A 12,702-nucleotide genomic window follows, 5' to 3' on the forward strand; every position below is an offset into this window, starting at 1 on the left:
CACTATGAAACGATTCTCACTGAGCCTGCGGCTGAGTGGGGTGGTGCTGGGTCTGATGTGCTCCGCCGCACAGGCGGAGTCATTCACGCTGGCACAAACCCTTTTCGCCACAGAACGCTACTCGGCACAGCTCTCTGCCAGTCGCAATGAAGTCCATGCGCTGGATGCCATGGCAACTTCCGCACGCCAGCTCCCCGACCCGAAGCTGAAATTTGGGATTGAAAACCTTCCCGTACAGGGCAGTAACGATCGCCGTCTTACCCGTGAAGGCATGACCATGCAGCGGGTTGGCGTAATGCAGCAATACGTCAGCGCAGAAAAGCGGGAGCGCAAAGCCGATACGCTGCTGGCAGAAGCGCAGAGCGCTAACGCCAGGTCCGCCGTGACCCGCGCGGCGCTTCAGCGTGATGCCGCTCAGGCCTGGCTTGATCTGGCGCTTTCGACACGCGCACTGGACATCACACGCAGGCTGCTCGCCGAAACCACGGCGCAACAGGGGGCGCAAAAAGCCAGCGTTGCCGCGGGCAATGCAACCCCTGACAGCGTCCTCGTCTTTCAGATTGGCCTCAGCGGGATGCAGGATAAAGTGACCCTCGCCGAACGTGATGTTGAGCTTGCTCAGGCTCGATTAAGGCAGCTCACCGGGCAACCGGTCACCGCTACCGGGGGAGCTCTGCCGCGCTATCAACGCTTGCCTGCTGATGAGCGCACCCTGGAGAGTGGGGTTGCCCGCCACCCGGAAATGGTGGCCGCGGTCAGTGACGCCAACAGCGCCAGAGCACGTTCAGCCCAGTCGGCGATTGCTGCCATCCCGGATGTGGAAGTCGAGGTCTGGTATGGCCGCCGCGCTGAGGGCTATGAAGACATGGCGGGCGTGATGGTGACCGTCGACCTGCCGCTGTTCACCTCAAGGCGTCAGGATAAAGACCACGCCGCAGACCTCTCCCGCACGATGCAGGCGAACGATCAGCTGGCCCTGATTGCGCGTGAACATCTGGCGCAGGTGCAATCGCTTGTTGCGCAGTACAACGCCGCGCGGACGCTCTGGTCCCGGCAGAAGGACAACGTGTTGCCACGGATTCGTCAGCGGGCATCCCTGATGGCAGCACAGTATCGCAGCGGGCAAAGTCAGTTGCCTGAGTTGCTGGAAGCGCGTCGGGCCGTACTCGATGGTGAACTGGCTCTGCTGTCGGCGGAAAAAGAGATGGCCCGCAGCTGGGCCGCCATTAACTGGTTGATTCCCGAGGCGCTGGCGCAATGAAAAAAACGCTTTTAGCGATATTAATGGCCGCCAGTCTGGCTGCAGGGGTGGGTTATGGCCCGGGACGTCAGCATTCGTCGACGACAGATGAACCCTCTTCTCCACCACCGGCCGGGCGTAAGGTGCTGTACTGGTACGATCCAATGGTGCCAGGGCAGCGTTTCGATAAGCCGGGGAAATCACCCTTTATGGATATGCCCCTGGTCGCCCGCTATGCCGACGAAGCGCAAGATAACGGAGGCGTCATCGTCAGCGCGCGCCAGCAACAGAACCTGGGGATGACCACTGCGAAGGTGGAAAAACGTATGCTGGCTCCGGCATTTTCAGCGTTTGCGACCGTCACCACCGATGAGCGCGGTCTTCAGACGGTGCCTTCTCCGGCGGCCGGAGTGGTGGAGAAGCTGTATGTGCGTGCAGCGCAGCAGTGGGTGGAAAAAGGGGAGCCGCTGGCACAACTGTGGATCCCGCAGTGGACGGCAGCCCAGCAGGAGTATCTGGCCGTTCGTCAGTTGGGCGACGAGGCGTTGACCCGTGCAGCCCGTGAGAGACTGGCCCTGCAGTTTATGCCCGCGTCGATTGTTCAGGCAGTGGAGCGCAGCGGTAAGCCACAGACCCGCCTGACTCTGCGCGCTGAACGGAACGGGTATGTGGTCAACCTTGATACCCGCGAGGGCGCGCAGGTCGCCGCCACGCAAACGCTGTTTGAACTGGCAAGCCTCGACCCGGTCTGGCTGGTGGTAGATTACCCACAAACCGAGGCCCGAGCCCTTACCCTGGGCGATGAGATTGTTGCGAGCGCGGCAAGCTGGCCGGGTGAACAGTTTCACGGGCGGGTGAGTGAGCTATTACCACAAATGGACACCACGACCCGGACGCTCAGGGCGCGAATTGTGCTCGAAAATCCCCGGCAAAAGCTGAAACCGGGCATGTTCCTGACCGTGTCTCAGCCGGAGAACGCCAGACAGCCTGCGGTACTGACCATTCCTGAAGAGGCCTTAATTGCCACCGGCACGGCAAACCGTGTGCTGCTGGCATCAGGTGAGGGGCAGTTCCGGGCGGTGGAGGTGACCATCGGCAGAACGTCGCGCGGCTGGAGCGAAGTGCTCTCCGGTCTGGCAGAGGGGGATGACGTGGTCACCTCCGGTCAATTCCTGATTGATTCCGAGGCCAGCCTGCGCAGCGCGCTGCCCGACACGCCGGTTGAGAAGAAGGCCCATGAGTATGAGAGCACCGGCGTGGTGGAAGCCATCGACAAGGGTTCAGTGACGCTGGCGCATCAGCCTGTTCCGGCGCTGAAGTGGGGTGCGATGACCATGGATTTCGTGCTCACAAAGCCACAGCCGGAGATTAAGGTCGGTCAGCCGGTAATGTTCAGCTTCACCCTTGATGATGAAAACGGTGCGGTGATCACCCATCTGATGGCAAATGAAGGGGAAATGAAATGATTGCCGACATTATTCGTGCCTCGTTGCGTAACCGTCTTCTCATCTTGCTCGCCGCGCTTGTGCTAACCGGGTGGGGTATCTGGTCGGTGCAACGCGCCCCGCTGGATGCGCTGCCGGATCTCTCTGACGTGCAGGTGATCGTTCGTGCCAGCTATCCGGGTAAAGCGCCGCAGCTTATCGAAAACCAGGTGACCTACCCTCTGACGACCGCGATGCTGTCAGTTCCGGGGGCGAAAACGGTGCGGGGCTACTCCATGTTTGGTGACGCCTACATTTATGTTCTGTTTGAGGATGATACCGATCTCTACTGGGCGCGCTCCCGGGTGCTTGAGAATCTCAGTCAAATCCAGTCAACCCTCCCGGCGGGGGTTAACGTCGCGCTGGGGCCGGATGCCACCGGTGTGGGGTGGATCTATGAATACGTGCTGGTTGACCGAAGCGGTAAACATAACCTTGCCGATCTGCGTGCGTTACAGGACTGGACGCTGAAGTTTGAACTTAAAACGGTACCGGATGTGGCGGAGGTGGCAAGCGTCGGCGGTATGGTGCGTCAGTACCAAATCATTCCCGATCCGGCAAAGATGCGGGCGCTGAATATCACCCATGAGCAGTTGATTACCGCCGTAAAGGCCGCCAATCAGGAGAGCGGCGGCGCGCTTATAGAGAGGGGAGAGGCGGAGTTCATGGTTCGTACCACGGGCTATCTCAGGTCGCTTGAAGATTTTCGCCAGGTGGTGATTACCAGTCGCAACGGCGTGCCGGTGATGCTTTCGGATGTCGCCAGCGTGCGTACTGGCCCTGAGCTGCGCCGTGGCGTGGCCGAATATAACGGAGAAGGGGAGGTGGCAGGGGGCATTATCGTCATGCGCTATGGCAAAAATGCGCTGAAGACTATCCACGCTGTAAAAGAGAAACTTCAGGCAGTAGAGAAAACGCTGCCAGCCGGGGTCGAGATTGTGCCGGTGTACGATCGGTCAACACTCATCGGGCATGCCGTTGAAACCCTTACGCACAAGCTGATTGAGGAGTTCATTGTGGTGGCTGTGGTGTGCAGCCTGTTTTTGTTCCACTTTCGCTCGGCGCTGGTGGCGATGGTCTCTCTGCCGCTTGGCATCCTGGGGGCGTTTATTGTGATGCATTACCAGGGGATCAACGCCAACATCATGTCACTGGGCGGGATCGCGATCGCAGTAGGCGCCATGGTCGATGCGGCAATCGTTATGATCGAAAACATGCACAAGGTGATTGAACAGTGGCGGCATGATAACCCTGACCGCGAACTGACCTCAGGTGACTACTGGCGCTTGTCCGAACAGGCGGCGGTGGAGGTTGGCCCGGCCCTGTTCTGTAGCCTGCTTATCATAACCCTGTCGTTTATTCCCGTGTTTTCGCTTCAGGCCCAGGAAGGACGAATGTTCTCTCCGCTGGCGTTTACCAAGACCTGGGCTATGGCCGTTGCGGCAGGGCTGGGTATTACGCTGGTGCCGGTACTGATGGGGGTGTTTATCCGGGGACAGATTCCTGATGAAAAAGCGAACCCGATTAATCGCTTTCTGATTCGTCTGTATGAACCTGCGCTGGAACGCGTGCTGCGCTGGCCGAAAGTGACACTGGCCCTCGCTCTGCTGTTGTTGCTGGCCACCTTATGGCCGCTGAGCCGTCTCGGCAGTGAGTTTATGCCGCCACTCAATGAAGGGGATCTGTTGTATATGCCCTCAACCCTGCCGGGTATTTCTGCGCGCGAAGCTGCGCGGCTGCTTCAGCAGACCGATCGTCTGATCAAAACCGTGCCGGAAGTGGAAAGCGTGTTTGGCAAAGCAGGAAGGGCGGAGAGTGCGACAGACCCTGCGCCGTTAACGATGCTCGAAACCACCATCAGGTTTAAGCCTCGTGACCAGTGGCGACCCGGTATGACCCCGGATAAGCTGGTGGATGAACTGGACAAAACCGTAAGTATTCCCGGTATTGCCAATGTCTGGGTGCCGCCAATCCGCAACCGGCTCGACATGCTGGCGACAGGCATCAAAAGCCCGGTCGGGATTAAAGTGAACGGGAGTAATATTGCGGACATCGAACGCGTGGCGCAGCAGATTGAACAGGTGGTGAAAAACGTACCCGGCGTCACCTCCGCACTGGCCGAGCGTCTTGCCGGAGGACGCTATATCGATATCATTATTGATCGTCAGCAGGCGGCGCGTTACGGGGTGTCGGTTAACGAGTTACAGTCGCTGGTGGCTACTCTGGTAGGCGGGGAAAATGTCGGAGAAGTATTGCAGGGGCGCGAGCGCTTCCCGATCAACATTCGCTACCCGCGAGAGCTGCGCGCAAACGTTGACGATCTGCGTGCGTTACCGGTGATCACCGAAAACGGCAGTCAGGTGGCGCTGGGCGACCTGGCGCAAGTGGTGGTCAACGAGGGGCCACCGATGCTGAAAAGCGAAAATGCCCGTTTATCAAACTGGATCTATGTGGATCTGCGTGGGCGGGATTTAAAATCCGCCGTGGATGACATGCAGCAGCGTGTGGCCAGAGAGGTGGCGCTGCCACCGGGGGTTACGCTCTCCTGGTCAGGCCAGTATGAGTATCTTGAGCGTGCAAGTGCAACGCTGAAGGTGGTAATACCTGTCACCCTGTTGATTATTTTTGTGTTGCTGTTCATCACCATCAGGCGAGTCTCTGACGCATTATTGATCATGGGGACGCTCCCTTTTGCGTTGATTGGGGGCGTGTGGCTGTTATGGTTTCTGGACTACAACTTATCGGTTGCAGGCGCGGTAGGATTTATTGCGCTTGCAGGCGTGGCGGCGGAATTTGGTGTCATTATGGTGCTCTATCTAAACCACGCGCTGGAGAAATACCGCCGCCAGGAGCCCGATGGCGGACACACCATGTTGCGTCGCGCGATCCATGAGGGGGCGGTGCTACGTGTGCGACCTAAAGTGATGACGGTGGCGACCATTATGGCCGGGCTGCTGCCCATCATGTGGGGGGGCGGTAGCGGCGCTGAAGTGATGAGTCGGATTGCTGCACCCATGATTGGTGGGATGATCACCGCACCGCTGCTCTCTTTATTTGTTATCCCGGCGGTCTATGAACTGATACATCGACGGGGCTAAAATCTGCCGCGTCCTGTTACCGGGCGCGGCGGTGAGTGCGAGCATTTATTGACCAACCGATAAAACACGGGACAAACAGCAGATTCGAATAAACTTCGCGACATTTATCACTTTTTGATGAATAACGACTGGACAAAAGTCTCTACAATTGTTGTACTGTTACTCGACACAGCATTTGTGTCGTTTTTCATGTAAAGGTAATATTGATGTCTAAGATTAAAGGTAACGTTAAGTGGTTTAATGAATCCAAAGGATTCGGTTTCATTACTCCGGAAGATGGCAGCAAAGACGTGTTCGTACACTTCTCTGCAATCCAGAGCAATGGTTTCAAAACTCTGGCTGAAGGTCAGCGTGTAGAGTTCGAAATCACTAACGGTGCCAAAGGTCCTTCTGCTGCTAACGTGATGCCTATCTAAGTTAGCAATAAGACAGAATTTCAAAACCCGCTGAGAAGCGGGTTTTTTTTGCCTTCAATTCGCGTTAGCGCTGGTGACAAGCCAGAACGCGAGGGCAGTCATTGCAAACGATCCTAACAGATTGACCGCAATGTTTAACAGCGCCCAGCCCGCACGACCTTCCTGTAGAAGAAAAACGACTTCGGCTGAAAAGGTCGAAAATGTCGTGAGTCCACCGCAAAACCCCGTTGTCAACAATAATTTCCATACGGGGTCGATTTGCGGCATTCGATTGAACCAGGCCAGCCCCAGGCCAATAATAAACGCGCCGACCAGATTTGCCGTCAGCGTGCCAATGGGAATGGCATGGTGCGCGGGATTTAGTTTCATGCTGAGTGCCCAGCGCGCGACGCTGCCTGTCCCACCACCAATAAAAACGGCCAAAAGGAGTTGTAACACCGGGAAATCCTGCTATTTGAATTAAGAGAGTGACGAGTGTAACGCCGAACCGGTTCTCTGACTATGTCGGCACCTTCAGGAGAAGAAAAGATGATTGTTGCTGCTGGTCAGTTTGTTGTAACCCCGGACTGGCGTGTTAACGCCAGCATCTGTGTAGAGATGATGGCGCGCGCCGCGCACCAGGATGCAGCCTTGCTGGTCTTGCCGGAGGCAGTACTGGCACGCGATGATAGCGATCCGTACCTGTCAGTGAAGTCGGCGCAGCCGCTGGATGGCGAGTTCATGCAACATCTTTTGCATGAGAGCCGCAGGAATACCCTGACGACTATTCTTACCATTCACGTCCCGTCAACTGAGGGGCGTGCAATCAATACCCTGGTGGTGCTTCGGGAAGGCAACATTATCGCCCAGTACGCCAAGCTGCACTTGTATGACGCGTTTAACATGCAGGAGTCCGCAAGAGTAGACGCCGGTGATGACATTGCTCCGCTTATTGACGTAGCCGGTATGAAAGTGGGGCTGATGACCTGCTATGATGTACGCTTTCCTGAGCTGGCAATGGCGCTGGCACTCCAGGGTGCAGAAATGCTGATATTGCCTGCGGCCTGGGTTCGTGGTCCGCTCAAAGAGCACCACTGGGCAACACTCCTGGCTGCGCGGGCGTTAGATACCACCAGTTATGTGGTGGCATCAGGTGAGTGCGGCAACAAAAACATTGGTCAGAGCCGGATTATCGATCCACTGGGTGTGACTTTAGCGGCGGCGGCAGAATTACCGCAGCTTATTTTTGCTGACGTAACCCAAACCCGCCTGACAGAGGTGCGTGACGCTCTGCCTGTTTTGCGCAACCGTCGTTTTACCATACCCGTTCTCAAGTGATGTTTTTTTAAACAATGCTTGATTCATCTCGTTACAGATTGCTATTGTGTGCGCGCGCCGGATGACCGTTAATAACGTCCGGGTATAATGGCGCTTTACGCTGTGTTATATGAAAGAAGGTATCTATGGGTGAAATTAGTATTACCAAGCTACTGGTCGTGGCCGCGCTGGTCATTCTGCTGTTTGGTACCAAAAAACTGCGTACGCTGGGTGGCGATCTGGGCACGGCCATCAAGGGCTTTAAAAAAGCGATGAACGATGATGACACCACTGCCAGGAAGAGCACGGATGACGTCACGGCGGAAAAGCTCTCTCATAAAGAGTGATGCTTCCCGACACGAAAAAAAACCGGCATACAGGCCGGTTTTTTTATCTCAAGTGTAATGGGATGTTACACCATTATTTTACTTCAATGCCTTTTGCCTGCAGGTCGGCATGATAAGAAGAGCGGACAAACGGACCACATGCAGCGTGGGTAAAGCCCATCGCCAGTGCTTCTTCTTTCATCTCATCAAACTCTTCCGGGCTGACGTAACGCTGCACGGGCAAATGGTGGCGGCTTGGCTGTAGATACTGGCCCAGCGTCAGCATGGTCACACCATGACGTCGCAGATCGCGCATGACGTCCACGATTTCCGCATTGGTTTCGCCTAAGCCTACCATCAGACCCGATTTGGTCGGAATGTGAGGATGGGCTTCTTTAAAGCGCTCAAGCAGCTTCAGTGACCAGTTGTAATCCGCCCCCGGTCGTACCTGACGATAGACACGCGGAACGTTTTCCAGATTGTGGTTAAACACGTCGGGCGGCGTTGCCGTAAGAATATCCAGCGCGCGATCCATACGACCACGGAAGTCAGGGACCAGCGTCTCGATTTTGATGGAAGGGGTTTTCTCACGAATCGCGGTAATACAATCGGCAAAATGCTGAGCGCCACCATCACGCAAATCATCGCGGTCAACGGAGGTGATGACCACATAGCGCAAAGCCATATCAGCGATAGTTTGCGCCAGTTTGCCAGGCTCGTTGGCATCCGGTGCCACGGGGCGGCCGTGTGCGACATCGCAGAACGGACAACGGCGCGTACAAATGGCACCCAGAATCATAAAGGTTGCCGTACCGTGGTTGAAACACTCAGCAAGGTTAGGGCAGGACGCCTCTTCGCAAACAGAATGCAGCCCGTTTTTACGCATGGCGGCTTTGATACCCTGAATACGGGAAGAGTCAGCCGGAAGTTTTATTTTCATCCATTCCGGTTTTCTCAACAGGGCTTCGCGCTCTGTTGCCACGTTTTTAACCGGGATAAGAGCCATTTTATCGGCATCGCGGTACTTAACACCGCGTTCCATCACAATGGGTTTACTCATAGCGTGCGTGTTCCAGTTGCGGATAACGAAGTAAGTGATTCAATTCAAGGGAACGTTGTATTTATCAACTATTTTTGAATTCACGGCGTGCAGTATATCATTGATGAGGGGCGGAAAGCAGCCTGACAACAGGGCAAATTGTAAAATAGTTGTTGTTTTGTGCCAAATGCCCAGTGAGCATTAGCCGTTTTGCCAGGCTGGATGGGTAATTAGAACGCGCGTCGAATAACGTTGATCACATTTTCCAGTACAGGGTCTCGTAAGCTCAACTTATTGTAATACAGTGAAATATCAAGTCTTTCATTGCTGACCGGTGGAAACTCGATTTCTGCTAAAGGCCAGCAAGCACTGAATAATTTAAACAGTCTGGTTGGCATTAACCCGAGCATATCACTGTTACCGATGAGTGCAGCAATAGTAAACATGTTGTAACTGCTAAAACTTACCTGGCGCTCAGGAAAAAGATCCTGCACCCGTTGACGTAAGCTACTCAGGTTTTGACCTTCCATCATTAAAAGCGTGTGGTCGTAATGCTGAAGCACATCTTCATTGATGGGCGCATGCAGGCAGGGATGACCTTGCCTGCATACCAGCATTAACCGGTCCGTGTAGAGCGCATGGTGGTTAAGCGTCCTGGTCGTGGGAATGTGCGTATCAATGATGAGATCGGTCTGAAACTGGCTTAGCTGATTTTCCGCATCGTGGATAGGAATATTGCGCATCAGTAAATGTGGCGCAGCTTCTTTAATGGCTTTCCAGATGACAGGAATGACAATAGCGCCGAGAGAGGGAGGTGTACCAATCGTAATGGTACGCTGTTTGTCATAACTGCCCGTTAAATCCAGTGCGCCGAGAATGGACTCCAGCCCCTGGCTAATATACTCATGCAGATGGGAGGCATAGGCGGTGGGTGTGACGCCCTGGCCCTTCCTGATAAATAGCGGATCCGGAAATATGGTCCGCAGTTTCTGAATGGACTGACTAATGGCAGAAGGTGTGAGGTTAAGCACTTTCGCTGCATTTACTATCCCTTTTTGCACATATACCGCCTCGAAAATAGTCAATAAATTGAGGTCGATATTGCGCAACGTTCGGAAGATTTGCGGCTTGTCTTCTTCGGGGCGTTCCGTTATTCGCTGTTCCGACGGGTTATTATAATCCACGCTTGTGCTCCGTAATCATTCCCATAACGAATGATAGTTGAATTTATTTTGTGGTGACGAATTTTGGAATGTGCCAGTCCATCGCATACCACCATTATGGATGTTTTTCAGGAAGATGCTCCATACACTGTCTAAATTTAATCTTATCAACGACGATTCGACGTAGCACAAATGTTCTTGTCCTAAGAAATATGCCAGACAGGATAAAGCAAATGAAAATAGAAAATATATTTTCAAAAGTAAAGATTAGACGTGTGAATAAATAGCGGCCTGACGGAATGCAGGCCGGGAAACATCATATATTAAGCGTCAGTATATATATGTGGTGGATAGTTTAGCAGGGCTAAAAGATTATCCAACAATACTGGCCTGATGCTATCCATGTTAACAGTTGGCTGATAATGGGTCACTTGCGTCATTTCCATTCCGGCATAACCACATGGGTTAATACGTAAGAAGGGGGCGAGATCCATGTCGATGTTGAGCGCCAGCCCGTGGAACGAGCAGCCTTTACGAATGCGTAAACCCAATGAACAAATCTTTTTACCCTGCACGTAAACGCCAGGTGCGTCGGCGCGCGGATAGGCTTCAATACCGACGCTGGCCAGAGTGTTAACGACGGTTTGTTCAAGTAAGGTCACTAAATCCCGAACCCCAAGTTTGCGACGCTTAAGATCAATCAGTACATACAGGATTTGCTGACCGGGCCCGTGATAGGTGACCTGCCCGCCACGATCGCTCTGTACAACCGGAATATCGCCGGCGGCCAGAACGTGTTCGGCTTTCCCCGCTTGCCCCTGGGTAAAAACAGGGTGATGTTCAACCAGCCAGATTTCATCCTGGGTTGTATCGGTGCGGGTATCGGTAAAGTCATGCATTGCCCGGGAAACGGGATCGTAGGGCTGCAGGCCCAGATTACGGATTAGGATTGTATCCTGAGACAAAACAACATCTCCGGGAGAAGAAAGGGTGCGGGGAGTATATCACAGAGAAAGGTGTTACCCAGCGCGAGCCGGATAACACCCTGGGCATTACAGAACCATACGAACGATTTCGATGTTACCAAGTTCTTCGTAAAGCGTTTCAACCTGTTCTATATGCGTTGCATTGATGGTGATGGATACCGAGTGGTAATTGCCTTTGCTGCTCGGTTTTACCTGTGGAGAGTAATCACCGGGCGCATGGCGCTGTACCACTTCGACCACCAGATCAACCAGCTCTGGTTTCGCCAGACCCATCACTTTGTAAGTAAAGGGCGTTGGGAATTCAAGCAGTTCTTTAAGATTGGTTTTCATGTCAGCTCCGGCGTAAAAATAATAACTCCTGCCAGCGGGGCAGGAGTTTTTTGAGATGCTAAGTATATGGGGACGAAGATCACACTTTCAAGTGGGCAATCTTTAGCCGAACCAGTGGTGGAACATCAGTTTGATGTAATCAATGATTTTACCAAAGAAATTACCTTCCTGAATCTCCTGCAACACCACCAGAGGGCGCTGCTCTACGGTTTTACCGTCCAACTGGAAGTTAATGGTACCGACGACCTGGTTTTTCTGCAGCGGCGCATGCAGCTCGCTGGTAGTCAGCACGTAGCTGGCTTTCAGGTCTTTCATGCGACCACGCGGGATGGTCAGGTACACATCTTTATCGACACCTAATGATGCGCGATCGCTGTCGCCAAACCAGGCTGGCTCAGAAGCAAACTCTTTACCGGCTTTGATAGGACTCACGGTTTCAAAGAAACGGAAGCCCCAGGTCAGCAGTTTTTTGCTCTCTGTCTCGCGGCCCTTAAAGGTTCTGCCACCCATCACCGCAGAGATCAGACGCATCTGACCTTCGGTTGCCGACGCAACCAGGTTGTAGCCTGCTTTATCGGTGTGACCGGTTTTGATGCCATCAACGTTCAGGCTGTTGTCCCAGAGCAGACCGTTACGGTTGGTCTGACGGATGCCGTTAAAGGTGAACTCTTTTTCTTTATAAATGGTGTATTCGTTCGGCACATCGCGAACCAGCGCCTGGCCAATCAGCGCCATGTCGCGAGCGGAGCTGTACTGACCTTCTGCATCCAGGCCGTGCACGGTCTGGAAGTGGGAATTTTTCAGACCCAGCGCATTCACGTAGTTATTCATCAGGCCAACAAACGCATCCTGACTTCCGGCAACATAGTCCGCCATGGCCACGCAGGCATCGTTACCCGATTGCAGGTTGATACCACGGATAAGCTGGGAAACTGGCACCTGCATGCCCGGCTTCAGGAACATCAGGGAAGAGCCACGGAAAACCGGGTTACCCGTTGCCCATGCGTCGTTGCCGATGGTCACCAGGTCTGTCTCTTTAAACTTACCCGCTTTCATTGCCTGACCGATAACGTAGCTGGTCATCATTTTAGTCAGGCTGGCCGGATCGCGACGGGCGTCGGCGTTCTGTTCTGCCAGCACCTTACCTGAGTTGTAATCAATAAGGATCCAGGATTCAGCGTCAATTTGCGGCGCACCGGGAATCATGGTTTTAATGTTCAGGTCGTCGGCATGTGCGGCCCCGAGAGTGGCGGCGGTCAGTGCCGTGGTGAGCGCCAGGCGCTGTACGAATCGAGCGGAGAAAGTGGTCTTCATGGTCTGAACA

At 54.1% G+C, this 12,702-nt stretch carries 12 protein-coding genes; 6 read left to right on the forward strand and 6 right to left on the reverse strand.

Translation table 11 applies throughout. From position 1 onward, the window contains the following. Positions 1-4: 4 nt before the first annotated feature. From M1D91_RS06795 to cspE, 4 genes are all read left to right on the forward strand, one after another. On the forward strand, positions 5-1,261 hold the full coding sequence (locus M1D91_RS06795; RefSeq protein WP_437430845.1) for a TolC family protein: 1,257 nt from the start codon (positions 5-7) through the stop codon (positions 1,259-1,261). Then, positions 1,258-2,706 carry an efflux RND transporter periplasmic adaptor subunit gene (locus M1D91_RS06800; RefSeq protein WP_437430846.1) on the forward strand — a complete coding sequence of 483 codons (1,449 nt, stop codon included), beginning with the start codon at positions 1,258-1,260 and terminating at the stop codon, positions 2,704-2,706. The genes M1D91_RS06795 and M1D91_RS06800 overlap by 4 nt, the downstream gene beginning before the upstream one ends. Next, positions 2,703-5,822, forward strand: coding sequence for an efflux RND transporter permease subunit (locus M1D91_RS06805; protein ID WP_437430847.1), 3,120 nt, complete (start codon positions 2,703-2,705; stop codon positions 5,820-5,822). Before M1D91_RS06800 ends, M1D91_RS06805 begins: the two co-directional genes overlap by 4 nt. Before the next feature lie 206 nt (positions 5,823-6,028). After that, positions 6,029-6,238 (forward strand): transcription antiterminator/RNA stability regulator CspE, encoded by a 210-nt coding sequence (gene cspE, locus M1D91_RS06810; RefSeq protein ID WP_004100146.1) that lies wholly within the window; start codon positions 6,029-6,031, stop codon positions 6,236-6,238. Positions 6,239-6,292: 54 nt separating this feature from the next. On the opposite strand, the gene crcB is transcribed toward cspE, so the two are convergent. After that, entirely contained in the window at positions 6,293-6,676 is a 384-nt protein-coding gene (crcB, locus tag M1D91_RS06815) for a fluoride efflux transporter CrcB (protein ID WP_437430848.1), read from the reverse strand. A 90-nt stretch (positions 6,677-6,766) separates the two neighbouring features. Between crcB and M1D91_RS06820 the strand changes: the two genes are divergently transcribed. Continuing rightward, a complete protein-coding gene (locus M1D91_RS06820; protein WP_437430849.1) occupies positions 6,767-7,555 on the forward strand; it encodes a deaminated glutathione amidase in 789 nt (262 codons plus the stop codon). 125 nt (positions 7,556-7,680) lie between these two features. Then, a complete protein-coding gene (gene tatE / locus M1D91_RS06825) occupies positions 7,681-7,881 on the forward strand; it encodes a twin-arginine translocase subunit TatE (protein ID WP_437430850.1) in 201 nt (66 codons plus the stop codon). A gap of 73 nt (positions 7,882-7,954) precedes the next feature. Here tatE and lipA read toward each other — a convergent pair whose 3' ends face one another. The 5 genes from lipA to dacA all read right to left on the reverse strand — a co-directional run bounded on the left by lipA (position 7,955) and on the right by dacA (position 12,692). After that, entirely contained in the window at positions 7,955-8,920 is a 966-nt protein-coding gene (lipA, locus tag M1D91_RS06830; protein WP_437430851.1) for a lipoyl synthase, read from the reverse strand. A gap of 209 nt (positions 8,921-9,129) precedes the next feature. Next, complete coding sequence (locus M1D91_RS06835; protein WP_437430852.1) at positions 9,130-10,083, reverse strand: YbeF family transcriptional regulator; 954 nt, start codon at positions 10,081-10,083, stop codon at positions 9,130-9,132. A gap of 302 nt (positions 10,084-10,385) precedes the next feature. Continuing rightward, on the reverse strand, positions 10,386-11,027 hold the full coding sequence (gene lipB / locus M1D91_RS06840) for a lipoyl(octanoyl) transferase LipB (RefSeq protein WP_437430853.1): 642 nt from the start codon (positions 11,025-11,027) through the stop codon (positions 10,386-10,388). Positions 11,028-11,114: 87 nt separating this feature from the next. Continuing rightward, on the reverse strand, positions 11,115-11,378 hold the full coding sequence (gene ybeD / locus M1D91_RS06845; RefSeq protein WP_017455881.1) for a DUF493 family protein YbeD: 264 nt from the start codon (positions 11,376-11,378) through the stop codon (positions 11,115-11,117). 102 nt (positions 11,379-11,480) lie between these two features. Then, positions 11,481-12,692: a D-alanyl-D-alanine carboxypeptidase DacA gene (gene dacA / locus M1D91_RS06850; protein WP_437431027.1), complete on the reverse strand. Its 1,212-nt coding sequence runs from the start codon at positions 12,690-12,692 to the stop codon at positions 11,481-11,483. Positions 12,693-12,702: the final 10 nt, after the last annotated feature.

Source organism: Enterobacter sp. SA197 (genome assembly GCF_054131575.1).

Bases quoted from the DNA above. Each gene is read 5' to 3' on its own strand.
- M1D91_RS06795 (WP_437430845.1), top strand. From the start codon at position 5: ATGAAACGATTCTCACTGAGCCTGCGGCTGAGTGGGGTGGTGCTGGGT.
- M1D91_RS06800 (WP_437430846.1), top strand. From the start codon at position 1,258: ATGAAAAAAACGCTTTTAGCGATATTAATGGCCGCCAGTCTGGCTGCA.
- M1D91_RS06805 (WP_437430847.1), top strand. From the start codon at position 2,703: ATGATTGCCGACATTATTCGTGCCTCGTTGCGTAACCGTCTTCTCATC.
- cspE (WP_004100146.1), top strand. From the start codon at position 6,029: ATGTCTAAGATTAAAGGTAACGTTAAGTGGTTTAATGAATCCAAAGGA.
- M1D91_RS06820 (WP_437430849.1), top strand. From the start codon at position 6,767: ATGATTGTTGCTGCTGGTCAGTTTGTTGTAACCCCGGACTGGCGTGTT.
- tatE (WP_437430850.1), top strand. From the start codon at position 7,681: ATGGGTGAAATTAGTATTACCAAGCTACTGGTCGTGGCCGCGCTGGTC.
- lipA (WP_437430851.1), bottom strand. From the start codon at position 8,920: ATGAGTAAACCCATTGTGATGGAACGCGGTGTTAAGTACCGCGATGCC.
- ybeD (WP_017455881.1), bottom strand. From the start codon at position 11,378: ATGAAAACCAATCTTAAAGAACTGCTTGAATTCCCAACGCCCTTTACT.
- dacA (WP_437431027.1), bottom strand. From the start codon at position 12,692: ATGAAGACCACTTTCTCCGCTCGATTCGTACAGCGCCTGGCGCTCACC.